Genomic DNA, 23,034 nt, shown 5'->3' with positions numbered 1-23,034 from the left:
AATAAAGAAAATGCGAATAAACAGCGTTTTTAACTTGACCTATAAGGGATTTTAGGATATGATTATATTTGTTAATTAGAAATTAATTTGGAGGAATCATTAACATGGCAAACAAACAAGATTTGATCGCTAAAGTAGCAGAAGCTACAGAATTGACTAAGAAAGACTCAGCAGCAGCAGTTGAAGCTGTATTTTCAGCAGTAGCTGACTACCTTGCAGCTGGTGAAAAAGTTCAATTGATCGGTTTTGGTAACTTTGAAGTTCGTGAGCGTGCTGCACGTAAAGGTCGCAACCCACAAACTGGTAAAGAAATCACAATTGCAGCTTCTAAAGTTCCAGCATTCAAAGCTGGTAAAGCTCTTAAAGACGCTGTTAAATAATTAGTCTTTAAAAAGCCTGTCATATCAAGCATTTGAGCTTGTGTGACAGGCTTTTTTGTTTGTTTTGGGGCATTTTTGGGGCAAAACACTATTTTTCCCTTTGTTACTTGTTTTAGGATGATATCAATCTGCGTTTTCATTGTTTTATAAGAGAGATGAGTCTTTATTGTTTATCCGTAGGATGATCGACTATTTTAAATAATACTGTATTTCTAGCTTATACTCTTTTAAAATCTCTTCAAACCACGTCAGCTTCACCTTGGATTATATATGTGACTGACTTCGTTAGTCTTATCTACAATCTCAAAGCAGTGCTTTGAGCAACCTGTGGCTAGCTTCCTAGTTTTCTCTTTGATTTTCATTGAGTATTATTTGTCTCAAAATCAAACCATGAAGATGGATAATTGCATTCTATGATATTATATTGATTTTCAGCTGAAGTCATATTAAAAATATTTAAGTAGAAAGAAAAGTCATATACTGTCTATTGAAAATATTATAAATCAGATACAAAGACAGGTGAAACCTTCTGTGTTATACTAGAGATATGTTAGATTTGAAAGAATATGGTATCGTCATGTGGCCGGAGGAGAAGATCCTTTCTTTTCGTGAGAAACTCCTCAACTGGTATGATGGAAACAAGCGAGATTTACCGTGGCGTAGAAGTAAAAATCCTTATCATATCTGGGTGTCTGAAATTATGCTCCAGCAGACCAGGGTGGATACGGTTATTCCTTACTATGAACGGTTCTTGGACTGGTTTCCAACAGTGGAAAGTTTGGCGAATGCGTCTGAAGAGCGTTTGTTAAAGGCTTGGGAGGGACTGGGATATTATTCTCGAGTTCGTAATATGCAGGCTGCAGCCCAGCAGATTATGACTGACTTTGGTGGTCAATTTCCAAACACCTATGAAGGAATTTCCAGTTTGAAAGGAATTGGCCCTTACACGGCCGGAGCCATATCCAGTATTGCTTTTAACTTGCCTGAGCCAGCTGTAGATGGTAATGTTATGCGTGTTTTGGCCCGCCTGTTCGAAGTCAACCATGATATTGGGATTCCAAGTAATCGCAAAATTTTTCAGGCAATGATGGAAATCCTGATTGACCCAGAAAGGCCTGGTGACTTTAATCAAGCCTTGATGGACTTGGGCTCAGATATTGAGGCGCCTGTAAATCCAAGACCAGAAGAAAGCCCAGTTAAGGACTTCAGTGCGGCATATCAGAATGGCACAATGGACTGTTATCCAATTAAGGCTCCCAAGAAAAAGCCTGTCCCAATTTATCTTAAAGCCTTGGTGGTCAAAAATACTCAAGGACAATTTTTACTTGAAAAAAATGAGAGTGAAAAGTTGTTGGCAGGATTTTGGCATTTTCCCTTGATAGAAGTAGATGAGTTTTTGCAAGAGGAGCAGTTTGACCTCTTTCATCAGGTTGCAGAAGAAAGTGTAAACTTTGGCCCCAGTCCAGAAGAGAGTTTCCAGCAGGACTATGACCTAGAAGTTGATTGGCTTGATGTTTGTTTTGAGACTGTCAAGCATGTCTTTAGCCATCGAAAGTGGCATGTTCAAATTGTAGCAGGTCAGGTGAGTGACTTTCATGATTTTTCAGATAGGGAAGTTCGCTGGCTTTCACCAGAAGAGTTCAAGGATGTTCCACTTGCCAAACCCCAACAAAAAATCTGGCAGGCTTATGCACAAGCCAACTTAGACAGTAGCAAAGACTAGCTATTGTGTCTTCTTGCTATTTTTTTGGTATAATAGTAGAGAAAAAGGTGAACATATGAAAAAAATATTAATTGTAGATGATGAAAAACCAATCTCAGATATTATCAAGTTTAATATGACCAAGGAAGGTTACGAAGTTGTAACTGCTTTTAACGGTCGTGAAGCGCTAGAGCAATTTGAAGCAGAGCAGCCAGATATTATTATTTTGGATTTGATGCTTCCAGAAATTGATGGTTTAGAAGTTGCGAAGACTATTCGCAAGACTAGTAGTGTGCCTATTATCATGCTGTCAGCTAAAGACAGTGAATTTGATAAGGTTATCGGTTTGGAGCTTGGAGCGGATGACTATGTGACAAAACCCTTCTCAAATCGTGAGTTGCAGGCGCGTGTTAAAGCTCTTCTTCGTCGCACGGACTTGGTTTCTGTAGATAATCAAGAATCAGATGAAAATAAAACTCAACCCTTGCAAATTGGGGACTTGGAGATTGTTCCAGATGCCTATGTTGCTAAGAAATACGGTGAAGAACTAGATTTAACCCACCGTGAATTTGAACTCTTGTACCATTTGGCTTCTCATATCGGTCAAGTGATTACACGTGAACACTTGCTTGAAACGGTCTGGGGTTACGATTATTTCGGAGATGTTCGGACTGTTGATGTAACTATCAGACGTTTGCGTGAGAAGATTGAAGACACACCAAGTCGTCCTGAGTATATCCTAACACGTCGCGGTGTTGGTTATTATATGAGAAATAATGATTAAACTAATTAAAGATACAGTTTTAACCAGTGATTTTATCTTTATCCTCATTCTACTTGGCTTTATTTTAGTGGTGACCTTGCTCTTACTAGAAAATCGTCGGGATAATATTCGGTTGAAGCAAATCAATCAAAAGGTAAAAGACCTGATTGCAGGAGATTATTCTCAGGTATTGGATATGCAGGGAAGCTCTGAAATCACCAATATTACTAATAATCTCAATGATTTATCAGAAGTAATTCGTTTAACCCAAGAAAATCTGGAACAAGAGAGTAAACGATTACATAGTATCCTATCTTACATGACCGACGGAGTCCTTGCGACCAATCGTCGTGGTAAGATTACTATGATTAATGACATGGCTAAGAAACAGTTAGGTGTTCAGAAAGAAGATGTTCTTAACAAGAGTATCCTAGAGTTACTTAAGATTGAAGATGAGTATGAACTTCGTGATTTGATTACCCAAATTCCTGAGCTCATCATTGATTCTCAGGATGCTAATGGTGAGTATCTAAGCCTCCGTGTTCGCTTTGCCTTGATTCGTCGAGAGTCTGGCTTTATTTCGGGTCTGGTTGCTGTTTTGCATGATACGACGGAGCAGGAGAAGGAAGAACGCGAACGGAGGCTCTTTGTTTCCAACGTTAGTCATGAGCTACGTACTCCTCTAACTAGTGTGAAATCTTATCTTGAAGCCTTGGATGAGGGGGCTTTGTGTGAAACTGTAGCACCAGACTTTATCAAGGTATCTCTAGATGAAACCAACCGTATGATGCGAATGGTGACGGATCTCCTCCATCTCTCACGGATTGATAATGCGACCAGTCACCTAGATGTGGAACTGATTAACTTTACTGCCTTTATTACTTTTATCCTCAACCGTTTTGATCAGATAAGAGGGCAGGATGAAGAGAAAAAATATGATTTGGTAAGGGATTATCCAATTACCTCTGTCTGGATTGAAATTGATACAGATAAGATGACACAGGTGATTGATAATATTCTTAACAATGCCATCAAGTATTCGCCAGATGGTGGAAAAATCACAGTGACCATGAAGACGACTGATGATCAGATGATTTTATCCATCTCAGACCAAGGTTTGGGTATTCCTAAGCAGGATTTACCACGTATTTTTGACCGTTTTTATCGTGTGGATCGTGCTAGAAGTCGTGCCCAGGGTGGAACAGGTCTGGGACTGTCTATTGCCAAAGAAATTATCAAACAACATAAAGGCTTTATTTGGGCCAAGAGTGAATACGGTAAGGGATCAACCTTTACCATTGTGCTCCCTTATGATAAGGATGCAGTGAAAGAAGAAGTATGGGAGGATGAAGTAGAAGACTAGAATGAGTGAAACAGGCTTTAAATACAGTATTTTAGCGTCGGGTTCCAGTGGAAATTCCTTTTATCTGGAAACTCCAAAAAAGAAGCTTTTAGTGGATGCAGGCTTGTCTGGCAAGAAAATTACCAGTCTCCTTGCTGAAATTAATCGCAAACCAGAAGATCTGGATGCTATTTTGATTACGCATGAGCATTCAGACCATATCCATGGAGTGGGTGTTTTGGCTCGCAAGTATGGTATGGATTTGTATGCCAATGAAAAGACTTGGCAGGCTATGGAAAATAGCAAGTATCTTGGCAAGGTAGATTCTTCACAAAAGCATATCTTTGAAATGGGCAAAACCAAAACCTTTGGAGATATCGATATCGAGAGTTTTGGTGTGAGTCATGATGCAGTCGCACCGCAGTTCTATCGCTTTATGAAGGATGATAAGAGTTTTGTCCTTTTGACAGATACTGGTTATGTTAGTGACCGTATGGCAGGGATTGTCGAAAATGCAGATGGCTATCTTATCGAGTCCAACCATGATGTAGAGATTTTACGAGCAGGTTCCTATGCTTGGCGACTCAAACAACGAATCCTATCTGATCTCGGTCACCTTTCTAACGAGGACGGTGCTGAAGCCATGATTCGGACGCTAGGAAATCGCACTAAGAAAATCTATCTTGGTCACTTGTCTAAGGAAAACAATATCAAGGAGCTGGCTCACATGACCATGGTCAACCAGCTAGCACAAGCTGATCTGGGAGTTGGAGTAGACTTTAAGGTTTATGATACCTCACCAGATACCGCAACACCATTGACAGATATATAAAAAGAAGGCGAATGTGCCTTCTTTTTTAGATATCTAGTAGGGATTTGGTGTGGTATAATGTTTACAAATGATATAGGAGAAGTAGTGTGAAAAGAAAATGGTTATTTGAGGATTACTATGACACAACTATTATCATACTTGCGTTAATCTCTGTTATTCTGGTATTGCTTGGATTTGCTGAGATGGTCGATTTGGACAATCATACGTACAACATTATTGATTTACTACTTTGGGGTGTTTTTGTGGTAGATTATGGCTGGCGGTTCTTTTTAAGTAAAGAGAAATGGCGATTCATAATTGAAAATATCTTTGATCTGCTAGCTATCCTACCTTTAAATGCTATTTTTATAGTGTTTCGATTAGGACGTATCTTTCGCTTAGCAAGGATGACAAAATTACTGAAACTGACTCGTTTACTTAGAATAATTGGACTTACAGGTAAATTAGAAAGAAAAATTAGTAGATTCTTACGAACAAATGGCCTGATTTATATCTTGTATGTTAATATCTTTATCGTGCTAGTAGGAAGTTCAATTTTATCTGTAGTTGAAGAAAAATCATTCTCAGATAGTCTTTGGTGGGCTCTTGTGACAGTAACCACTGTTGGTTATGGTGATATTGTTCCAGTTTCCCTTTTTGGGAAATGGATAGCTGTTTTATTAATGTTGGTAGGGATTAGTACAATAGGAATGTTAACAAGTACCTTAACGAACTTTTTTGTAAAGGAGAATCCAGACGAACAGATACAATTTGATAAACTCCAAGATGAATTATCTAGTCAGAGAATATTAATAGAGAAACAATCTGAAAAGATAGAAGAACTACATCGAATGATAAAAGACTTAGTTGAAAAAATATAATAAAAGTGAGACAAAACTTGATTCGAGGAGAAATCAAGTAAGTCTTGACACAATAAAACGCATAATATCAAGGTCTGGCACTTTACATTATGCGTTTTTGTGATTTTTATTAGAATGGCAATTTCCCGGCGAAAGCACCTAATTTTTTCTTAGTCGTTTCATCGATTTGTTCAAGAGCAGAGTTGATGGCTTGAACGGTCATATCAGAAAGGGTTTCGAGGTCTTCTGGGTCAACGACAGCTGGATTGAAGTCAATGCTGACAACTTTCTTATCTCCAGTTAAGGTCGCTTGAACAAGATCTTGAGCAGATTTGCCAACAAATTGCATAGCAGCAAGTTCTGCTTGGCTTTGTTCCATCTGTTTTTGAAGTTTTTGTGCTTGGCGCATCATGTTTTGCATGTTCATCATGTTGATTTACAGTTTCCTTTTATCTTATTTTCTTTCTTATTTTATCAATTTTGAGGTTAAAAGTCTATTGTTAGTATAAATCCCCCAACATTAAATTTTCTGAAAATTTATTAAAAAATGAGTGAAAACATGATAAAATAAAACGTAAAATTAATTCAGGTTTCCTGAACCGATAGGAGTAAACAATGAAAAAACTAGGTTTTGTCCTTTTATCTTCAGCCTTGCTATTGACAAGCTTGTGCTGTTAGGTTTGAAAAATCAGCAGATACAACCGATTCATCTAAGGTTACAGCCTTGTATGAAGACAAGTAGAAAATGCTTGATAAGGCCACTGCTGACTATAAGACTTTTGTGCAAGAGCAAATCGATAAACTTTTGACAGATACGGAAGGCTTTGTCAAACTGTTGAAAGAAGGTAAGTTAGAAGAAGCCAAGAAGGTCTATTCATTGATTCGTATGTCTTATGAGCGTTCAGAACCAATCGCTGAGAGTTTTGGTGAGTCAGATGTCAAGATTGACTTCCGTTTGGCAGACTATATGGACGAAAACAAGACCGAGAAAGGTTGGTCAGGATTCCACCGTATCGAGCGTATCCTTTGGGAAGACAATACAACTAAAGGAACTGAAAATCAAGATAAGGAAGAGTAAATCTGCACTAATAAAAAAACTTTGTACTCTAGAAAACATCTCGTGGCTAGCTAGAGTGCAAAGTTTTTTTGTTTTCTAGTTAAAATGAAGACTGTATTCTTTATAATCACAAGGCTATTAAGGGAGCAGTTGACATCAAAATGATGATTTTGAGTTTTTATTATTTTTGCTTTGTAGCAAGGTAATATAGTCGCTTTTGGTGTGGAATAAGTGGGAAAGAAAAACAGTTCTTTGAGTTTGATCGATAAAGTAAAGCAAGATATACTGCCCGATAATTTTTCCTCATGTGGGGTACTTACTTTTGATTTTAAGTTCGATTTTTTTCATCTGCATCAAAGCCAGCTTCAGGAAAGCTTTCTAAAATTTTTAAGCCGTCAATAATTTTGGCCACAGTATTTTTATCACCTCAGTCGAAATAATTACTTTATAAGCCATATCGTAGCCTCATATCATCTAAGGAAGTTCCTTGTCCGGATTCATATTCTCTTAAGGCGCGTTCAGATTGGGCTTGTAGTTCCTGAATTAATCGCTCACGGTGTAAATCTTCTGCAGATTTTATTGGCAAATCCTGTTCGAGTACAATCTGCTCGATAAAAAGACTAATAGTATCAGTCATAGTTATTCCTTTTTCCTTAATGATAGCTCTAGCTTGTTCCATTGATGATTCATTGATTTTAAAATTGTATTGCTTAGTAAGTGATGTCGTCATGGTATACCTCCAATCTATGCTATATATAACTAGTATATATCTTTTCTATTTTTTTGAGTTTGGAACATGAAAACAGCAGTTAATTTCAAGAAACAAAAAAAGAACAGCCGAAGCTGTCTTTTTATCATTATTTGAGACCGTATTTTTTGTTGAAACGATCCACGCGTCCATCTGCTTGAGTGAACTTTTGACGTCCAGTGTAGAATGGGTGTGAGTCTGATGAAATTTCCACACGGATCAATGGGTAAGTTTCGCCTTCGAACTCAACTGTTTCGTTAGAGCGTTTTGTTGAACCGCTAAGGAATTGGTAACCAGTAGTTGTGTCCATGAAGACAACTGGGCGATATTCTGGATGGATATCTTTTTTCATTTTGCAATATTTCCTTTCTGCCATGGTCTCTTTGCGAGCCATAGATTGTTACCATACTAGTCTATCAGATTCTGAAAAGTTTGGCAAGTATTTTATCAGTTTTTAAGCAAGTTTTTTAACTTTTGGTAGATGATTTCGTTTTCCTCTAGACTATAGGAATTAGCACCACTTGCTAGAGGGTGACCTCCACCATCATGTTCCTTGGCGATTTCATTGATAGGATGGATTTTACTGCGTAAGCGAACACGGTAGTGGCCATCAGCTTGCTCTACAAAAATTCCCCAGAGACTTACACTGTCAATACGTCCAGGTGCACCGACAATGGCTGCAGTTTCAGCATCGGTAACATTGAATTGTTTCAAGACTTCTTGACTCAGGATAATGCGAGCTGCTCCATTTTCATCCACTTCCAGATGGTCGTAGATGTAGCCTTGAAGTTTTGCAATTTTGTAGCTCATAGTGTCCATTTTGCGGGTGAGAGCTGCAAAGTCAAAGTTATGTCCTCTCAAATAAGCAGCCAGGCGAAGAGTCCGTGCAGTCGTAGAAGGGTAGAGGAAGCGACCTGTATCACCAACAATTCCTGCAAAGAGCAACTCAGCAGCGCGATCTGACAAGGCCAGTTGGGTTGTTTGGGCAAATAGGGTAATCATCTCGCTAGCACTGCTTGAACTAGTATCCACCCATGATAGGTCACCGTATACATCATCATTTGGATGGTGGTCAATCTTAATGAGAAAATCACCTTGAATATAGCGTTTATCATCAATACGAGCAGTATTAGCCGTATCACAGACGATGACAAGGGCGCCTTGGTAGGCATTATCTACAACAAGATCCATCTCAGCCATCCAAGTAAGAGTTGGTTCATCATAACCTACGGCTTTGATGGTTTTTTCTGGAAAATGATGTTTGAGAAGAGCTTTCAATCCCACTTGACTTCCCAAGGCATCAGGGTCTGGTTTCATATGACGGTGAATGATAATCGTGTCATATTCTTTGATTTTTTCTAAAATTTGATGGCAAATTTCCATAAATAACCTCAATTCTTTCTCATTTCATTGTAGCACAAGAATTTTTATTTTTAAAATGAAAAAGATGTGATATAATGGAGAAAGATAAATTGAGGAGGATGATATGGCATTAGCAAAAATTGTATTTGCCAGTATGACCGGTAATACCGAAGAAATTGCAGATATTGTAGCAGACAAATTACGTGACTTGGGCTTGGATGTCGATGTTGATGAATGTACAACTGTTGACGCTTCAGACTTCTTGGAAGCAGACATCGCTATCGTTGCGACCTATACTTATGGTGATGGAGAATTGCCAGATGAGATGATGGACTTCTACGAAGACCTAGCAGATCTCAACTTGAATGGCAAAATCTACGGAGTGGTCGGCTCAGGAGATACCTTCTACGATGAATTCTGTAAGGCTGTTGATGACTTTGACCGCGTTTTTGTAGCGACAGGGGCAGAAAAAGGTTCAGAGTGTGTCAAAGTTGATCTCTCTGCTGAGGAAGAAGACATTGAACGCTTGGAACAATTCGCAGAAGAATTGGCTGCTAAAGTAGGATAAGCATAAAAGTGCGCTGATGCAATCAATCAGTGCATTTTTCTTATCGAGAGTTGGGATTTTACTAGCCTATTTGGTGGCTTTTTGATACAATAATTCAAATAAAGGAGGAGACTGTATGGATTTAGATATTATTCGTCAAGAAATTGATCAAATCGACGATCAAATTGTTAAACTTCTAGAAGAACGAATGCACTTAGTTGAAGGGGTTGTGGCTTATAAGAAAGCTTCGGGTAAACCGATTTTAGATACCAAGAGAGAAGCGGTTATTTTTGAAAAGGTTAGAAGTCGTGTAGGAGACAAGCGCTATCAGGAGACTATTGTAGCGACTTTTTCGGACATACTCAAACGTTCGCGTGATTATCAGGATCAAAATATCAAATGAAAAAAGAACAATTTTATCCGCTAGGAATTTTTCTAGCTGCCATGGTGGGCGGACTTGTCCGCTATCTAGTTTCCACTTGGTTACCAGCCAGTCCAGATTTTCCTTGGGGCACTCTCTTTGTCAACTATCTGGGCATTTTCTGCTTGGTTTATTTGGTAAAAGGCTACCTGATCTATAAGGGGACTAGTAAGGGCTTGGTTTTAGCACTGGGGACGGGTTTTTGTGGAGGTTTAACAACCTTTTCTAGTCTCATGCTTGATGCTGTGAAACTGCTTGATACAGGGCGTTATCTTAGTTTGGTCCTGTATTTGCTTTTGAGCATCGGAGGAGGCCTGCTCTTGGCTTACTATTTGGGGAGGAAGAAATGGTAATCATTTATCTTGCAATTACTTGTGGTTTCGGAGCTTTAGTACGGTATATCTTTTCCCGCTATAATCAAGCTTCTAAATTGCCCCTCGGAACGCTTATAGCCAATCTTTTAGGTTGTTTTTTGATTGGATTATTCTATAATCATGTGGAGTCTAAGGAAGTCTATGCTATTCTAGCAACAGGATTTTGTGGCGGTTTAACGACTTTTTCGACCTTGAATGACGAACTGCAAAGACTGTTAAGTGATAAGAAGGTATTTTATTCTTATCTGACTTTGACCTACCTAGGTGGTTTGATTGCGATTTTTTTAGGAATTCTGCTATAAATTTCTTTACTTTTTTGTGGAAATTTGGTAAACTGTATCTTGTGTGTAATGGACGCACAAAAATACAGTTTATCCGCTGAGGAAGAATCCTCAAGATTGACAAAGATAGGAGAATAAAATGAATCCATTAATCCAAAGCTTGACTGAAGGTCAACTTCGTACTGATATCCCATCATTCCGTCCTGGTGACACTGTTCGTGTACACGCGAAAGTTGTCGAAGGTAACCGTGAACGTATCCAGATTTTTGAAGGTGTTGTTATCGCACGTAAAGGTGCTGGTATCTCAGAAAACTACACAGTTCGTAAAATCTCTAACGGTGTAGGTGTTGAGCGTATCTTCCCAATCCACACTCCACGTGTTGAGAAAATCGAAGTTGTTCGTTACGGTAAAGTACGTCGTGCGAAATTGTACTACTTGCGTGCTCTCCAAGGTAAAGCAGCTCGTATCAAAGAAATCCGTCGTTAATTCGACTAAAAAACTCTGCTTCTTCAGCAGAGTTTTTATCTAGCTCCCTTAGTTCAATGGATATAACAACTCCCTCCTAAGGAGTAGTTGCTGGTTCGATTCCGGCAGGGGGCAGTAATTAGACATCAAAAACCGCTCAGCCGAGCGGTTTTTATCTATTTCTCTTTTACAGTACCCATGTACGGATGGCATGGGCAACGCCGGATTCGTCATTTGTTTTGGTGATGTATTTGGCGATTTTTTTGATTTCTGGATTTCCATTTTCCATGACAACGGGGTTACCAACGACTTCCAGCATGGCACGGTCATTTTCTTCGTCACCGATAGCCATGGTTTCATCTTTGGTCAATCCGAGTTTTTCAGCTAGGTGGGTAATAGCTGAACCCTTGTCAACATTCTTTTTAAGGAGTTCGAGGTAGAAAGGAGCAGATTTGTTGATGGAGTAGCGCTCGTAAAATTCGGCTGGTATTTTTTCAATCGCAGTATCGAGGATTTCTGGTTCATCGATGAACATACATTTGACAATTTCTTTGCCGGCCATTTCTTCAGGGGTGCGGTAGAAGATAGGCATGCTGACGAGGGTTGATTCGTGCACTGTGTATTTTCCGATATTGCGATTGGCAGTGTAGATACCGTCCTTGGTAATGGCGTGCATGTGGACACCGAGCTTGCGACTGAGAAATTCCATATCCAGATAATCCTCATAGGTCAAGGATTCGCTGATAATCTCATGGCCAGTAGCAGTTTCTTGGACAAGGGCACCGTTGAAGGTCACTACATAGTCACCCTCGTCTCTCAACTGCAGGTCATCCAGAAGTTTGGCAACACCAGCGATAGGGCGTCCAGTTGCAATGACGACTTTGACACCAGCTTCTTTGGCATCTTGGATGGCAGAAAAGACTTCAGGAGTGATTTCCTTTTGGCTGTTGACTAGGGTTCCGTCAATATCGACGGCGATTAGTTTAATACTCATAAAATTCCTCTTCTAGTTTTTATTTGGGGTAAAATGATCGTTCTTAATCAAGTGTAAAAATTGCTGGGTAATGCTTGCGAAGATGCTGTTTTGGTCCAACATTTCTTTCGGAAAATAAAAGCGATTATCTCCGTGGCGACTGCCAGCAAGGGATTGGACGATAGGAGACAGGCTAGAGAGTTCGGCCAGTTCTCCATTTTTTTGTAAAATCTCAATCTGTGTCCGCGGATTTTCAGATTCGGGACGATAGATATCATAAGGAAGGTCAAAGTTCTTATGAATGGCAGTGTAGTAGTCAGGATCAAAGCCGATGTCCTCAACCAATTTTCTCATACTTGCAAGTTGGTTTTGGTCTTCTTGTGAAAAGGTAATGGATTTAAAGACCTTGCGGTTGACAAAACGTTGCGATAAATCTGCAAGAATCTTGTCAGGACTGGTCATCCAGAGCTGGAAGTAGGTATTCATCACACCATCATCCAGAGCCAGATAGTCAGACAAGGTCACATTTTTTTCAAAGAAAGGTAGGAGGTGTGGGGAAGTTCGTGCAAAGAAGTCTTTGTCTTCAGGATAGAGTTCCTTGGCGCGCTTAAGGAGATTCTGTAGGAGAACTTCCATGGCGCGTGTTGCTGGGTGGAAATAAACCTGCATATACATCTGGTAACGACTGAGGACGTAGTCTTCGATGGCGTGCATGCCATTTCGCTGAAAGGCAATCCCATTTTCGATAGGACGAATGACTCGGAGGATGCGAGTCAGGTCAAATTCTCCATAGGAAGCTCCAGTAAAATAGGAGTCGCGTAAGAGGTAGTCCATGCGGTCCGCATCAATCTGACTAGAAATGAGTTGCACGACCTGCTTGTTAGGGTAGGTATGGTCTATGACACTGGCAACCTTTTCTGGAAAATCTGGCGCCACTTGTAGCAGGACTTGGTGAATCTCCGTTTCAGGACTTTGGATAATCTCCTGAGTAATGGCTTCGTGGTCTGTATCAAAGAGATGTTCAAAAGTATGGGAGTAGGCACCATGCCCAAGGTCATGTAGGAGAGCAGCGGTCATGGTCAAGAGAGACTCGGCAGGATTCCATTCTTCAGGATATTTTTCTTCAAAAATCTCTGTGATACGTCGTGCAATTTCATAGACTCCTAGACAGTGAGAGAAGCGACTGTGTTCTCCACCGTGGAAGGTATAACTGGAAGTTCCCAGTTGCTTGATACGACGCAAGCGTTGAAATTCTTTTGTATTAATCAAGTCATAGATGATTTGATTGTTTACATGGATGTAGTTGTGAACTGGGTCACGGAATACTTTTTCGTTCATATGACCATTATAGCAAAAAGCTAGAGTTTTTGGTAAAATAGTAGGACAAGAGACAAGAAAGAGGACTTGATGTGAAGATTCGGATGCGAAATAGGATTCAGTTTGATGAGCAGTTGGAAGTTATTGACCAACTTTATGACGTGGAAGTGCATGAAAAAGGAGATTATAGCTACCTGCTTTTCTATAATGAGGAAAAGGAAAAAGTAGTTATTAAATTTCATGGTCAAGAAATTGTGATGAGCCGATTTTCCAATCCGAAGACCATTATGCGCTTTTTAAAGGATAGTGACAGTTTAGCCTATATTTCTACACCTATGGGCATGCAGGAGTTTATCATCCAAACGAGCCGTTATGAAGTTAATGGGCAAAAGATTCATTTAGACTATCAACTACAAAATCAAGAGGGACATCCCTTTGCCAGCTATCAATTGGAAATTACTTGGGGCTAGGCTCATGTCTTTTTCGAATTTTGCTAGCTATCTTCTAGGATTAGCCTGCTAATGTGGTAGATTAGGCTAATTTTTGGTATAATAAAAGTTATGGAAATCGAAAAAACCAATCGTATGAATGCGCTCTTTGAATTTTATGCAGCGCTTTTGACAGACAAGCAAATGAATTATATAGAGCTCTACTACGCTGATGATTACAGTCTTGCTGAAATTGCCGAGGAGTTCGGTGTCAGTCGTCAGGCTGTCTATGACAATATCAAGCGGACAGAAAAGATTCTAGAAGATTATGAGATGAAATTGCATATGTACTCGGACTATATTGTCCGTAGTCAAATTTTTGATCAGATTTTGGAGCGCTATCCCAAGGATGACTTTCTGCAGGAGCAGATAGAAATTTTAACAAGCATTGATAATAGAGAATAAGAGGAAGAAAAATGGCATTTGAAAGTTTAACAGAACGTTTGCAGAACGTCTTTAAAAATCTACGTAAAAAAGGAAAAATCTCTGAATCTGATGTCCAAGAGGCAACCAAAGAAATTCGCTTGGCCTTGCTTGAGGCCGACGTTGCCTTGCCTGTTGTAAAGGACTTTATCAAGAAAGTTCGTGAACGTGCTGTCGGCCATGAGGTCATTGATACCCTTAATCCAGCGCAACAGATTATCAAAATCGTTGATGAGGAACTGACAGCCGTTTTAGGTTCTGATACGGCAGAAATTATCAAGTCACCTAAGATTCCTACAATCATCATGATGGTTGGTTTGCAGGGGGCTGGTAAAACAACTTTTGCTGGTAAATTGGCCAACAAACTTAAGAAAGAAGAAAATGCTCGTCCTTTGATGATTGCGGCGGATATTTATCGTCCAGCTGCCATTGACCAGTTGAAAACACTTGGACAACAGATTGATGTGCCTGTCTTCGCTCTTGGAACAGAAGTACCAGCTGTTGAGATTGTACGTCAAGGTTTGGAACAAGCCCAAGCCAATCATAATGACTATGTCTTGATTGATACGGCGGGTCGTTTGCAGATTGATGAGCTTCTCATGAATGAGCTTCGTGACGTGAAAGCACTAGCTCAACCAAATGAAATTCTGCTTGTTGTTGATGCCATGATTGGTCAAGAAGCGGCCAATGTTGCGCGTGAGTTTAATGCTCAGTTGGAAGTGACTGGGGTCATCCTTACCAAGATTGATGGCGATACTCGTGGTGGTGCTGCTCTATCTGTTCGTCACATTACTGGAAAACCAATCAAGTTCACTGGTACAGGTGAAAAGATTACGGACATCGAAACCTTCCACCCGGACCGTATGTCTAGCCGTATCCTTGGCATGGGGGATATGCTCACTTTGATTGAGAAAGCTTCTCAGGAATACGATGAGCAAAAAGCCCTTGAAATGGCTGAGAAGATGCGTGAAAACACCTTTGATTTCAATGATTTCATTGATCAGTTGGATCAGGTGCAAAACATGGGGTCGATGGAAGACTTGCTCAAGATGATTCCAGGTATGGCCAACAATCCAGCCCTTCAAAACATGAAGGTGGATGAGCGCCAGATTGCGCGCAAACGTGCCATTGTTTCTTCTATGACGCCTGAAGAGCGTGAAAATCCAGATTTGTTAAATCCAAGCCGTCGTCGTCGTATTGCCGCAGGTTCTGGAAATACATTTGTCGAAGTCAATAAATTCATTAAAGACTTTAACCAGGCTAAACAACTCATGCAAGGTGTTATGTCTGGCGACATGAACAAGATGATGAAGCAGATGGGAATCAATCCAAACAACCTTCCTAAAAATATGCCAAATATGGGAGGAATGGATATGTCTGCCCTTGAAGGAATGATGGGACAAGGTGGTATGCCTGACCTGTCAGCTCTCGGAGGAGCAGGAATGCCAGATATGAGTCAGATGTTTGGTGGCGGACTCAAAGGTAAAATTGGTGAATTTGCTATGAAACAGTCCATGAAACGCATGGCTAACAAAATGAAAAAAGCGAAGAAGAAACGTAAGTAAGACAAGGGAAGGCCGCAGGGCTTTCCTTTTTTAAAATGAGCACTTCCGTAATTGGAAATGCTCGTTTTTTGATGTGTTTAGACTCTTATACTCAATGAAAATCAAAGAGCAAACTAGGAAACTAGCCGCAGGCTGCTCAAAACACTGTTTTGAGGTTGTGGATAGAACTGACGAAGTCAGTAACCATATCTACGGCAAGGCGATGTTGACGTGGTTTGAAGAGATTTTCGAAGAGTATTAGTCTTTATTTTCGTATGGCAAGATCAAGTTCAAGATGGTTCCTGTCATGGCTGATAGGGCAGTACCTGAAAGTGTAACTGGACCAAGTTTAAGGATAGCTCCTCCAAGTCCAAGGACCAACATAGCACTTGCGATGATGAGGTTTCGCATTTGAGCGAAATCAACACGTTCTTTAATCAAAACTTTCAAACCGTTGCTGGCGATAACTCCATAGAGAAGGATTGACATACCACCAAGTACAGTTGACAAAGAGCCAAAAAAGGAACCAAAATGGTTCCTAAAACTATTATTAGTTACTTGCTCCAGATGTAGCGTCTGCGCCACCACCGTGGCCTCCATCATCACCTGAATCAGAAGCTCCAGATGTGGCATCTGCGCCACCGTGTCCTCCAGCAGGAGCTGCAGCATTTCCACCAACTAGACGTTGACCAGTTGTATTGAGGTACCAGTCAAGCCATGGTTGGAAATTAAAGATGATTTCATTGATTCCAGCATATGAACCATCTGGATAGTACATTGCTTGGTAATTATGGGTATTAATAACGCCTTCTGGTGTTCCTGGCACAATTGTACGGACATATTCTTGATCCCCGTTACGCAATACGCCGACAACCCATTCAACGTTTTTCATTCTAGAATCTGGCAATGTACCGTGTACTGTTCCTAATCTATTTCCTGATTGAGCACGTACACGTTTACCAAACATTGTATCTGGATCTTGGTGTGCGTTATTAAAGTACAAGAATTGATTATTATCATCTGCAAATGTCAACTCAAATGGCATTGCTTTCAAGAACATGTCAATTTGGTTAACTGTCAAGATACCGTGGTCTAATTTAACGTAAGTATCTCCAGAAACAGCTCCAACAAGTTCAGCTGCTTTTTCTACCCATTCAGGATCGTCTGGATCAACACCTTGAATGGTAGTTGCAATTGAATTTGTACAATATAAATCTTCTGGTGCAATTGGTTTTGGTTTTTTCAATTTTGAAACGACTCCCACATATTTTACAAAGTTGTCCAAGCATGTTTCAAGGAAATTAATAGTTCCTTCATTTGTGATATTGCCCTCATCGTCGAAAGCTTCTTTGGCTTTACCAAGAAGGAATTCATTTCCTGGAAGTGTGTAGGCATTGACACCTGGAGCGTCAAGAATCTTACGAAGGTGAACTTGGGCACGAGAAGTACCTTGGTCGTAGTAAGAAGCTCCCACAATCATGACTGGCTTGTTTTCAAATGGATGAACTTCGTATGAAAGCCATTCAAGAACAGATTTTAGGGAAGCTGAGATTGTGTGGTTGTGTTCAGGAGTAGCGATGATAACACCATCAGCACGAGTAATTTTGTTATATAAATAACGTAATTGGAAACTTTCGTCCCATTTTTCGTCTTGGTTAAACATTGGAACTTCGTCAATTTCGAGGACTTCTAATTCAAATTTGAGTTTGAAGTGACGACGGATGAATTCTAAGAGTTTACGGTTATATGATTGATCGTAGTTTGATCCTACAAGTCCAACAAATTTCATTCTTTTTGGTCTCCTATCTTACAAATTTTCCCAGTCAAAGTCTTCAGCATCTTTGCGAAGTAGGGCTTGTGCGTTGCGCAATTTTTCTGTAATTTTTACAAAGATACGGAAGTCGTCAAAAGTGGCATCCAGTTTTTTAATAACATCAAGATCTACTAGATCTCCACTTGGATTAAAGGCTTGAAGAGAATGTGAAAGCAAGAATTCATCAGGTAGGACACTTGCTTTGATTTCTGGTGCGTTTAAGATTTGGCGAAGTTGTAATTGGGCGCGTGATGAACCAAGTGTACCGTAAGAAGCACCTGTAATCATGATTGGTTTGTTCAAGAGTGGGTAAATACCATAAGACAACCAAGCAAGAGCGCTCATCAAAACAGCTGGGATAGAGTGGTCGTACTCAGGAGTACCGATAATAACGCCATCTGCCTCTTCAATTTTAGCAGCAATTTCTAAGATTTCAGCAGGTACTTGCTTGTCAGCTGGCTTGTTAAAGACAGGGATATCCTTGATTTCAACAAGTTCAATTTCAGCTTTTTCAGCAAAGTGTTTTTGCATGTATTGAAGCAATTGGCGGTTTGTAGAACGTTTTGAATTTGTTCCAACAATAGCAATAAGTTTTAACATGAGATTTCCTTTCTCTTTTTACATAATACGATTTTAAAACTCCATTGAAACATCTATTTCTATAGAGTAGGAATTCCTGAAGAACAGCTTAGGTAACCTTCTTTATCGATGAGGATAGCTTCGATGCCCTCCAAACTTTCGACTTGCCAGAGGATAGAAGCAGGTCTTTCTCCAAATAGACGAGTTGTCCAGATTTCACCATCAACTGATTTATCAGAGATGATTGTTAGACTAGCTAGTTCTGTTTCAACAGGATATCCTGTTTGGCTGTCAAAAATATGATGGTAATCTTTTCCATCGACAGTCAGGTGACGTTCATAAATGCCTGAAGTCACGACAGATTTATTGACAACAGGGATGGTCATTAAGTGATTTCCCCTAGGATTGGCTGGGTCTTGAATCCCGATTTGCCAAGGCTGATTTCCTCTTGCCTGATTTTTTCCAATGGTCAGGACATTCCCTCCCAGATTGATCAAGGCAGATGTCACTCCCTCTTCTCTAAGAAATTGGGCAACCTTATCCGCACTATAACCCTTGGCTAAACAACCAAGATCGATCTTCATTCCTTTTTGTTTTAATAACACAGTGGAGGTGGAAGAATCTAACTCGATATAATGAGGATTGATTAAAGGAAGCACCGATTCAATTTCTTGAGGCTGGGCCACTTTGGCATCCGAAAAACCAATGCGCCAGGTTTGAATCAAGGGACCAATGCTGATGTTGAGATGACTAGAGGGCGCTAGGCTATGCTCTAATCCAAGTGAAATCAATTCAAACAAATCAGGATGAACTTTGACTGGAGCTATTCCAGCTTGATAATTGATTTCCATCAACTCAGATTCTTGACTATTGGCATTGAAGCGGTATTCAAGCTCTTTGAGTAAATCAAAGGATTTTTGGAGCAAGCTATCGGCTCGCTCATCTACTAATGAAATAGTGATAGTAGTCCCCATTAGCCGTTCGGAATGTGAACTAAGAGGCACGCTACCAACTCCTTTCTCTTATGAAAAGAAGGTTGAAATATTGTAAATTTATATTAAATTTAACCCCTTACATTTTCTTTCCATGATACTAGCATACCATAAAGTCAGCGTTTTCACAAATAAAATTTGTAAACTTGTCAAGAAATATGCTCGGAAAATATAAAGAGTAATTGTAAGAAAGGCTGATAAAATACAGATTATTTACACTTTTTTACAAAAAAATCGGGAAAATTAGCTAAACTCTTGTAAACGCTAACAGTAAATGTTATACTAGAAGAGTAAATTTAAAATTGAAGGTAGGAATTTTTCTATGAGTAAAATCGTTGTAGTTGGTGCTAACCACGCTGGTACAGCATGTATTAATACTATGTTGGATAATTTTGGAAATGAGAACGAAATCGTTGTATTTGACCAAAACTCTAACATCTCTTTCCTAGGATGTGGAATGGCCCTTTGGATTGGGGAACAAATCGACGGTGCTGAAGGCTTGTTCTATTCTGATAAAGAAAAATTGGAAGCTAAAGGTGCTAAAGTGTACATGAACTCACCAGTTCTTTCAATCGACTATGATAACAAAGTAGTTACAGCAGAAGTTGAAGGAAAAGAGCACAAAGAATCATACGAGAAATTGATTTTCGCTACAGGTTCTACACCAATCTTGCCACCAATCGAAGGTGTTGAAATTGTTAAAGGAAACCGCGAATTTAAAGCAACTCTTGAAAACGTACAATTCGTGAAATTGTACCAAAATGCTGAAGAAGTTATCAATAAACTTGCTGACAAGAGCCAACACCTCGACCGTATTGCCGTTGTTGGTGGTGGTTACATCGGTGTTGAACTTGCTGAAGCCTTTGAGCGTCTTGGAAAAGAAGTTGTCCTTGTTGATATCGTTGATACTGTTTTGAACGGTTACTATGACAAAGACTTCACACAAATGATGGCGAAGAACTTGGAAGACCACAACATTCGCTTGGCTCTTGGTCAAACTGTTAAAGCAATCGAGGGTGACGGTAAAGTTGAACGCTTGATTACTGATAAAGAAACTTTCGATGTGGATATGGTTATCCTTGCAGTTGGTTTCCGTCCAAACACAGCACTTGCTGATGGTAAGATTGAACTCTTCCGTAACGGTGCTTTCCTTGTAAACAAGAAACAAGAAACTTCACTTCCTGGTGTATTTGCTGTTGGAGACTGTGCGACTGTTTATGACAACGCTCGTAAAGATACAAGCTACATCGCACTTGCTTCAAACGCAGTTCGTACTGGTATTGTTGGTGCTTACAATGCTTGTGGACATGAATTGGAAGGAATCGGTGTTCAAGGTTCAAACGGTATCTCAATCTACGGTCTTCACATGGTTTCAACTGGTTTGACTCTTGAAAAAGCTAAAGCTGCTGGTTACCACGCAACTGAAACAGGATTTAACGATCTTCAAAAACCAGAATTCATGAAACATGATAACCATGAAGTAGCCATCAAGATTGTCTTTGACAAAGATAGTCGTGAAATTCTTGGTGCACAAATGGTTTCACATGACCCTGCGATTAGTATGGGAATTCACATGTTCTCACTTGCTATTCAAGAGCATGTAACAATTGAAAAATTGGCTTTGACTGACCTATTCTTCTTGCCACACTTTAATAAACCATACAACTACATTACAATGGCTGCCCTTACAGCTGAAAAATAAAAATGAATGAACTATCTGGCCTTAAGTTAAGGTCAGATAGTTTTTTAGTCAATCTGTACCCATACAATTATCGTTTTTTTATCTTGTGATTCATTCTAATCTGACTTAAAATTAAATGGTAGCTACCAATACAAATGATGGGGATAAAGAAATGACTGAAAATCGTTATGAATTAAATAAAAACTTAGCACAAATGCTTAAAGGTGGGGTTATCATGGACGTTCAGAATCCTGAACAGGCCCGTATTGCAGAAGCTGCTGGTGCGGCAGCTGTTATGGCCTTGGAACGGATTCCAGCTGATATTCGTGCAGCTGGTGGTGTTTCCCGTATGAGCGATCCAAAGATGATTAAGGAAATTCAAGAAGCGGTTAGCATTCCAGTAATGGCCAAGGTCAGAATCGGGCATTTTGTTGAAGCTCAGATTTTAGAGGCTATTGAGATTGACTATATCGATGAGAGTGAAGTTTTATCTCCAGCTGACGACCGTTTCCATGTGGACAAGAAAGAATTCCAAGTTCCTTTTGTCTGTGGAGCTAAGGACTTGGGTGAAGCCTTGCGTCGTATCGCTGAAGGTGCTTCTATGATTCGTACAAAAGGAGAACCGGGGACAGGGGATATCGTCCAAGCTGTTCGTCATATGCGTATGATGAATCAGGAAATTCGTCGCATTCAAAACTTACGAGAGGACGAACTTTATGTTGCTGCCAAGGACTTGCAAGTTCCTGTAGAATTGGTTCAATATGTCCATGAGTATGGGAAATTGCCAGTTGTAAACTTTGCGGCTGGAGGCGTTGCAACGCCAGCAGATGCTGCGCTGATGATGCAATTAGGGGCAGAGGGCGTCTTTGTCGGTTCAGGTATTTTTAAGTCAGGCGATCCTGTTAAACGGGCCAGTGCCATTGTTAAGGCTGTGACTAACTTCCGTAATCCTCAAATTCTAGCTCAAATCTCTGAAGATCTAGGAGAAGCTATGGTTGGTATTAATGAAAATGAAATTCAAATTCTCATGGCAGAGCGAGGAAAATAGATGAAAATCGGAATATTGGCCTTGCAAGGTGCCTTTGCAGAACATGCAAAAGTACTAGCTCAATTAGGTGTCGAGAGTGTTGAAATCAGAAATTTAGAGGATTTTCAGCAAAATCAGAGTGACTTGTCGGGTTTGATATTACCTGGAGGAGAGTCTACAACCATGGGCAAGCTCTTACGAGACCAAAACATGCTGATTCCCATTCGAGAAGCCATACTTTCTGAACTTCCCGTTTTTGGTACTTGCGCAGGCTTGATTCTCTTAGCTAAAGAAATTTCTTCTCAGGAAGAGTGTCATCTTGGAACTATGGATATGGTGGTCGAGCGCAATGCCTATGGGCGCCAATTAGGAAGTTTCTATACGGAAGCAGAATGTAAGGGAGTTGGTCAGATTCCAATGACCTTTATTCGTGGTCCAATTATCAGTAGTGTTGGAGAAGATGTAGAAATTCTAGCAACAGTGGACAATCAAATCGTTGCAGCCCAAGAAAAAAATATGCTGGTAACTTCTTTTCATCCAGAATTGACTGATGATGTGCGCTTACATCAGTATTTTATTAATATGTGTAACGAGAAGATAGTGGAATAAAAAGTGATAAATCAAGTTTTGATTCGCTCTTTCCAAAGAATCATTGTTTAAGTCATCTGACAGTATTCTGTGATTTTAGATTTATTTACGATAAATTAGAAAAGAATGATTGTTTTGACTTAGCGCATACAGCTTATATGCTGAATATGGTGTTCAAGTATCTTTTATTGAAAGCACTTTAGAGGATGGAGTTAAAATACTATTCTATACTCCTTAATACTCTTAGAAAATCTCTTCAAACCACGTCAGCTTCCATCTGCAACCTCAAAGCTGTACTTTGAGCAACCTGCGGTTAGCTTCCTATTTTTCTCTTTGATTTTCGTTGAGTATAAAAATGATGTATAGGACTGGTCAAAAAGATCACTTCAAAAATAGCAAAAAACGAGTATCTCTACAGATGGAGATACTCGTTCTATTATGTGTGAAGCTATGAGTCTGTCTTGCTCCATAGGATGCGCGTAGAAGTTTATACCC

At 39.8% G+C, this 23,034-nt stretch carries 28 protein-coding genes, 1 tRNA gene and 2 pseudogenes; 20 read left to right on the top strand and 11 right to left on the bottom strand.

Annotated features, from left to right (window positions below):
- Window positions 1-104 precede the first annotated feature (104 nt).
- The 6 genes from CYK18_RS03280 (at window position 105) to CYK18_RS03255 (ending at window position 5,879) form a co-directional block, all read left to right on the top strand.
- The gene (locus tag CYK18_RS03280) at window positions 105-380 is read left to right on the top strand and encodes an HU family DNA-binding protein (protein WP_001284642.1); all 276 of its coding nucleotides are present in this window, start codon (window positions 105-107) and stop codon (window positions 378-380) included.
- Window positions 381-927: 547 nt separating this feature from the next.
- Window positions 928-2,103, top strand: coding sequence for an A/G-specific adenine glycosylase (mutY, locus tag CYK18_RS03275; protein WP_101785038.1), 1,176 nt, complete (start codon window positions 928-930; stop codon window positions 2,101-2,103).
- 55 nt (window positions 2,104-2,158) lie between these two features.
- On the top strand, window positions 2,159-2,866 hold the full coding sequence (gene yycF / locus CYK18_RS03270; RefSeq protein ID WP_101785036.1) for a response regulator YycF: 708 nt from the start codon (window positions 2,159-2,161) through the stop codon (window positions 2,864-2,866).
- On the top strand, window positions 2,859-4,208 hold the full coding sequence (vicK, locus tag CYK18_RS03265; RefSeq protein WP_101785034.1) for a cell wall metabolism sensor histidine kinase VicK: 1,350 nt from the start codon (window positions 2,859-2,861) through the stop codon (window positions 4,206-4,208). Before yycF ends, vicK begins: the two co-directional genes overlap by 8 nt.
- Before the next feature lies 1 nt (window position 4,209).
- Window positions 4,210-5,019 carry an MBL fold metallo-hydrolase gene (locus CYK18_RS03260; RefSeq protein WP_000004961.1) on the top strand — a complete coding sequence of 270 codons (810 nt, stop codon included), beginning with the start codon at window positions 4,210-4,212 and terminating at the stop codon, window positions 5,017-5,019.
- A gap of 86 nt (window positions 5,020-5,105) precedes the next feature.
- Window positions 5,106-5,879, top strand: a complete 774-nt coding sequence (locus CYK18_RS03255) for a potassium channel family protein (protein ID WP_101785032.1) — start codon at window positions 5,106-5,108, stop codon at window positions 5,877-5,879.
- A 109-nt stretch (window positions 5,880-5,988) separates the two neighbouring features.
- Here CYK18_RS03255 and CYK18_RS03250 read toward each other — a convergent pair whose 3' ends face one another.
- Window positions 5,989-6,288, bottom strand: a complete 300-nt coding sequence (locus CYK18_RS03250) for a YbaB/EbfC family nucleoid-associated protein (RefSeq protein ID WP_000981526.1) — start codon at window positions 6,286-6,288, stop codon at window positions 5,989-5,991.
- Between the two features lie 185 nt (window positions 6,289-6,473).
- Here CYK18_RS03250 and CYK18_RS03245 point away from each other — a divergent pair.
- A pseudogene (locus tag CYK18_RS03245) lies at window positions 6,474-6,918 on the top strand (imelysin family protein); the annotation flags it as partial.
- A 153-nt stretch (window positions 6,919-7,071) separates the two neighbouring features.
- Here the strand turns inward: CYK18_RS03245 and CYK18_RS11035 are convergent.
- From CYK18_RS11035 to CYK18_RS03225, 4 genes and pseudogenes are all read right to left on the bottom strand, one after another.
- Window positions 7,072-7,371 (bottom strand): annotated as a pseudogene (locus tag CYK18_RS11035) (type II toxin-antitoxin system RelE/ParE family toxin).
- Entirely contained in the window at window positions 7,361-7,645 is a 285-nt protein-coding gene (relB, locus tag CYK18_RS03235) for a type II toxin-antitoxin system RelB/ParD family antitoxin (RefSeq protein WP_101785030.1), read from the bottom strand. The pseudogene CYK18_RS11035 and the gene relB overlap by 11 nt, the downstream one beginning before the upstream one ends.
- Before the next feature lie 127 nt (window positions 7,646-7,772).
- On the bottom strand, window positions 7,773-8,015 hold the full coding sequence (locus tag CYK18_RS03230) for a type B 50S ribosomal protein L31 (protein WP_000710764.1): 243 nt from the start codon (window positions 8,013-8,015) through the stop codon (window positions 7,773-7,775).
- Between the two features lie 95 nt (window positions 8,016-8,110).
- The gene (locus CYK18_RS03225) at window positions 8,111-9,046 is read right to left on the bottom strand and encodes a DHH family phosphoesterase (protein WP_101785028.1); all 936 of its coding nucleotides are present in this window, start codon (window positions 9,044-9,046) and stop codon (window positions 8,111-8,113) included.
- A gap of 103 nt (window positions 9,047-9,149) precedes the next feature.
- Between CYK18_RS03225 and CYK18_RS03220 the strand changes: the two genes are divergently transcribed.
- From CYK18_RS03220 to CYK18_RS03195, 6 genes are all read left to right on the top strand, one after another.
- Entirely contained in the window at window positions 9,150-9,593 is a 444-nt protein-coding gene (locus CYK18_RS03220) for a flavodoxin (protein WP_001162125.1), read from the top strand.
- Window positions 9,594-9,708: 115 nt separating this feature from the next.
- Window positions 9,709-9,975 carry a chorismate mutase gene (locus CYK18_RS03215; protein ID WP_000362436.1) on the top strand — a complete coding sequence of 89 codons (267 nt, stop codon included), beginning with the start codon at window positions 9,709-9,711 and terminating at the stop codon, window positions 9,973-9,975.
- Window positions 9,972-10,346: a fluoride efflux transporter CrcB gene (crcB, locus tag CYK18_RS03210; protein WP_000712113.1), complete on the top strand. Its 375-nt coding sequence runs from the start codon at window positions 9,972-9,974 to the stop codon at window positions 10,344-10,346. Before CYK18_RS03215 ends, crcB (CYK18_RS03210) begins: the two co-directional genes overlap by 4 nt.
- Window positions 10,340-10,669, top strand: coding sequence for a fluoride efflux transporter CrcB (gene crcB / locus CYK18_RS03205; protein WP_000234810.1), 330 nt, complete (start codon window positions 10,340-10,342; stop codon window positions 10,667-10,669). The genes crcB (CYK18_RS03210) and crcB (CYK18_RS03205) overlap by 7 nt, the downstream gene beginning before the upstream one ends.
- A gap of 118 nt (window positions 10,670-10,787) precedes the next feature.
- On the top strand, window positions 10,788-11,135 hold the full coding sequence (gene rplS / locus CYK18_RS03200; protein WP_001068669.1) for a 50S ribosomal protein L19: 348 nt from the start codon (window positions 10,788-10,790) through the stop codon (window positions 11,133-11,135).
- 42 nt (window positions 11,136-11,177) lie between these two features.
- Window positions 11,178-11,249 (top strand) — tRNA-Arg (locus CYK18_RS03195).
- A 52-nt stretch (window positions 11,250-11,301) separates the two neighbouring features.
- On the opposite strand, the gene yidA is transcribed toward CYK18_RS03195, so the two are convergent.
- A complete protein-coding gene (gene yidA, locus CYK18_RS03190; protein WP_101785026.1) occupies window positions 11,302-12,108 on the bottom strand; it encodes a sugar-phosphatase in 807 nt (268 codons plus the stop codon).
- Between the two features lie 12 nt (window positions 12,109-12,120).
- The gene (locus CYK18_RS03185) at window positions 12,121-13,425 is read right to left on the bottom strand and encodes an HD domain-containing protein (protein ID WP_101785024.1); all 1,305 of its coding nucleotides are present in this window, start codon (window positions 13,423-13,425) and stop codon (window positions 12,121-12,123) included.
- A gap of 71 nt (window positions 13,426-13,496) precedes the next feature.
- On the opposite strand from CYK18_RS03185, the gene CYK18_RS03180 reads away from it, so the two are divergent.
- The 4 genes from CYK18_RS03180 (at window position 13,497) to CYK18_RS11030 (ending at window position 16,121) form a co-directional block, all read left to right on the top strand.
- Window positions 13,497-13,874, top strand: a complete 378-nt coding sequence (locus CYK18_RS03180; protein ID WP_101785022.1) for a YwiB family protein — start codon at window positions 13,497-13,499, stop codon at window positions 13,872-13,874.
- Between the two features lie 90 nt (window positions 13,875-13,964).
- The gene (locus CYK18_RS03175; protein WP_000402066.1) at window positions 13,965-14,297 is read left to right on the top strand and encodes a putative DNA-binding protein; all 333 of its coding nucleotides are present in this window, start codon (window positions 13,965-13,967) and stop codon (window positions 14,295-14,297) included.
- 11 nt (window positions 14,298-14,308) lie between these two features.
- Window positions 14,309-15,880, top strand: a complete 1,572-nt coding sequence (gene ffh, locus CYK18_RS03170; protein WP_101785007.1) for a signal recognition particle protein — start codon at window positions 14,309-14,311, stop codon at window positions 15,878-15,880.
- 94 nt (window positions 15,881-15,974) lie between these two features.
- Window positions 15,975-16,121, top strand: a complete 147-nt coding sequence (locus CYK18_RS11030; protein WP_257959683.1) for a hypothetical protein — start codon at window positions 15,975-15,977, stop codon at window positions 16,119-16,121.
- Here the strand turns inward: CYK18_RS11030 and CYK18_RS03165 are convergent.
- From CYK18_RS03165 to CYK18_RS03150, 4 genes are read right to left on the bottom strand one after another with little or no spacing between them, the layout of a single operon-like run.
- The gene (locus CYK18_RS03165; protein WP_257959682.1) at window positions 16,118-16,459 is read right to left on the bottom strand and encodes a solute carrier family 23 protein; all 342 of its coding nucleotides are present in this window, start codon (window positions 16,457-16,459) and stop codon (window positions 16,118-16,120) included. The genes CYK18_RS11030 and CYK18_RS03165 overlap by 4 nt on opposite strands.
- On the bottom strand, window positions 16,410-17,648 hold the full coding sequence (locus tag CYK18_RS03160; protein WP_101785005.1) for an NAD(P)H-dependent oxidoreductase: 1,239 nt from the start codon (window positions 17,646-17,648) through the stop codon (window positions 16,410-16,412). Before CYK18_RS03160 ends, CYK18_RS03165 begins: the two co-directional genes overlap by 50 nt.
- Window positions 17,649-17,666: 18 nt before the next feature.
- Window positions 17,667-18,272, bottom strand: coding sequence for an NADPH-dependent FMN reductase (locus CYK18_RS03155; RefSeq protein ID WP_000915951.1), 606 nt, complete (start codon window positions 18,270-18,272; stop codon window positions 17,667-17,669).
- Window positions 18,273-18,331: 59 nt separating this feature from the next.
- On the bottom strand, window positions 18,332-19,255 hold the full coding sequence (locus CYK18_RS03150) for an FAD:protein FMN transferase (protein ID WP_101785003.1): 924 nt from the start codon (window positions 19,253-19,255) through the stop codon (window positions 18,332-18,334).
- 310 nt (window positions 19,256-19,565) lie between these two features.
- Between CYK18_RS03150 and nox the strand changes: the two genes are divergently transcribed.
- From nox to pdxT, 3 genes are all read left to right on the top strand, one after another.
- A complete protein-coding gene (gene nox, locus CYK18_RS03145) occupies window positions 19,566-20,945 on the top strand; it encodes a H2O-forming NADH oxidase (protein WP_101785001.1) in 1,380 nt (459 codons plus the stop codon).
- A 151-nt stretch (window positions 20,946-21,096) separates the two neighbouring features.
- A complete protein-coding gene (pdxS, locus tag CYK18_RS03140; protein WP_084886814.1) occupies window positions 21,097-21,972 on the top strand; it encodes a pyridoxal 5'-phosphate synthase lyase subunit PdxS in 876 nt (291 codons plus the stop codon).
- Window positions 21,973-22,560, top strand: a complete 588-nt coding sequence (pdxT, locus tag CYK18_RS03135) for a pyridoxal 5'-phosphate synthase glutaminase subunit PdxT (RefSeq protein WP_101784999.1) — start codon at window positions 21,973-21,975, stop codon at window positions 22,558-22,560.
- Window positions 22,561-23,034 lie beyond the last annotated feature (474 nt).

Origin of the sequence: Streptococcus mitis, from assembly GCF_002860865.1 — a bacterium.
GTDB lineage: Bacteria > Bacillota > Bacilli > Lactobacillales > Streptococcaceae > Streptococcus > Streptococcus mitis_AT.
Note: the sequence above shows the minus strand (reverse complement) of the source record. Positions and strands in the feature narration are given on the sequence as shown.

What these genes read in the sequence shown, in the direction of transcription:
- CYK18_RS03280 (WP_001284642.1), top strand. Translation starts at nt 105, where the DNA reads ATGGCAAACAAACAAGATTTGATCGCTAAAGTAGCAGAAGCTACAGAA.
- mutY (WP_101785038.1), top strand. Translation starts at nt 928, where the DNA reads ATGTTAGATTTGAAAGAATATGGTATCGTCATGTGGCCGGAGGAGAAG.
- yycF (WP_101785036.1), top strand. Translation starts at nt 2,159, where the DNA reads ATGAAAAAAATATTAATTGTAGATGATGAAAAACCAATCTCAGATATT.
- vicK (WP_101785034.1), top strand. Translation starts at nt 2,859, where the DNA reads ATGATTAAACTAATTAAAGATACAGTTTTAACCAGTGATTTTATCTTT.
- CYK18_RS03260 (WP_000004961.1), top strand. Translation starts at nt 4,210, where the DNA reads ATGAGTGAAACAGGCTTTAAATACAGTATTTTAGCGTCGGGTTCCAGT.
- CYK18_RS03250 (WP_000981526.1), bottom strand. Translation starts at nt 6,288, where the DNA reads ATGATGAACATGCAAAACATGATGCGCCAAGCACAAAAACTTCAAAAA.
- relB (WP_101785030.1), bottom strand. Translation starts at nt 7,645, where the DNA reads ATGACGACATCACTTACTAAGCAATACAATTTTAAAATCAATGAATCA.
- CYK18_RS03230 (WP_000710764.1), bottom strand. Translation starts at nt 8,015, where the DNA reads ATGAAAAAAGATATCCATCCAGAATATCGCCCAGTTGTCTTCATGGAC.
- CYK18_RS03225 (WP_101785028.1), bottom strand. Translation starts at nt 9,046, where the DNA reads ATGGAAATTTGCCATCAAATTTTAGAAAAAATCAAAGAATATGACACG.
- CYK18_RS03220 (WP_001162125.1), top strand. Translation starts at nt 9,150, where the DNA reads ATGGCATTAGCAAAAATTGTATTTGCCAGTATGACCGGTAATACCGAA.
- CYK18_RS03215 (WP_000362436.1), top strand. Translation starts at nt 9,709, where the DNA reads ATGGATTTAGATATTATTCGTCAAGAAATTGATCAAATCGACGATCAA.
- crcB (WP_000712113.1), top strand. Translation starts at nt 9,972, where the DNA reads ATGAAAAAAGAACAATTTTATCCGCTAGGAATTTTTCTAGCTGCCATG.
- crcB (WP_000234810.1), top strand. Translation starts at nt 10,340, where the DNA reads ATGGTAATCATTTATCTTGCAATTACTTGTGGTTTCGGAGCTTTAGTA.
- rplS (WP_001068669.1), top strand. Translation starts at nt 10,788, where the DNA reads ATGAATCCATTAATCCAAAGCTTGACTGAAGGTCAACTTCGTACTGAT.
- yidA (WP_101785026.1), bottom strand. Translation starts at nt 12,108, where the DNA reads ATGAGTATTAAACTAATCGCCGTCGATATTGACGGAACCCTAGTCAAC.
- CYK18_RS03185 (WP_101785024.1), bottom strand. Translation starts at nt 13,425, where the DNA reads ATGAACGAAAAAGTATTCCGTGACCCAGTTCACAACTACATCCATGTA.
- CYK18_RS03175 (WP_000402066.1), top strand. Translation starts at nt 13,965, where the DNA reads ATGGAAATCGAAAAAACCAATCGTATGAATGCGCTCTTTGAATTTTAT.
- ffh (WP_101785007.1), top strand. Translation starts at nt 14,309, where the DNA reads ATGGCATTTGAAAGTTTAACAGAACGTTTGCAGAACGTCTTTAAAAAT.
- CYK18_RS11030 (WP_257959683.1), top strand. Translation starts at nt 15,975, where the DNA reads ATGAAAATCAAAGAGCAAACTAGGAAACTAGCCGCAGGCTGCTCAAAA.
- CYK18_RS03165 (WP_257959682.1), bottom strand. Translation starts at nt 16,459, where the DNA reads ATGGAGGCCACGGTGGTGGCGCAGACGCTACATCTGGAGCAAGTAACT.
- CYK18_RS03160 (WP_101785005.1), bottom strand. Translation starts at nt 17,648, where the DNA reads ATGAAATTTGTTGGACTTGTAGGATCAAACTACGATCAATCATATAAC.
- CYK18_RS03155 (WP_000915951.1), bottom strand. Translation starts at nt 18,272, where the DNA reads ATGTTAAAACTTATTGCTATTGTTGGAACAAATTCAAAACGTTCTACA.
- nox (WP_101785001.1), top strand. Translation starts at nt 19,566, where the DNA reads ATGAGTAAAATCGTTGTAGTTGGTGCTAACCACGCTGGTACAGCATGT.
- pdxS (WP_084886814.1), top strand. Translation starts at nt 21,097, where the DNA reads ATGACTGAAAATCGTTATGAATTAAATAAAAACTTAGCACAAATGCTT.
- pdxT (WP_101784999.1), top strand. Translation starts at nt 21,973, where the DNA reads ATGAAAATCGGAATATTGGCCTTGCAAGGTGCCTTTGCAGAACATGCA.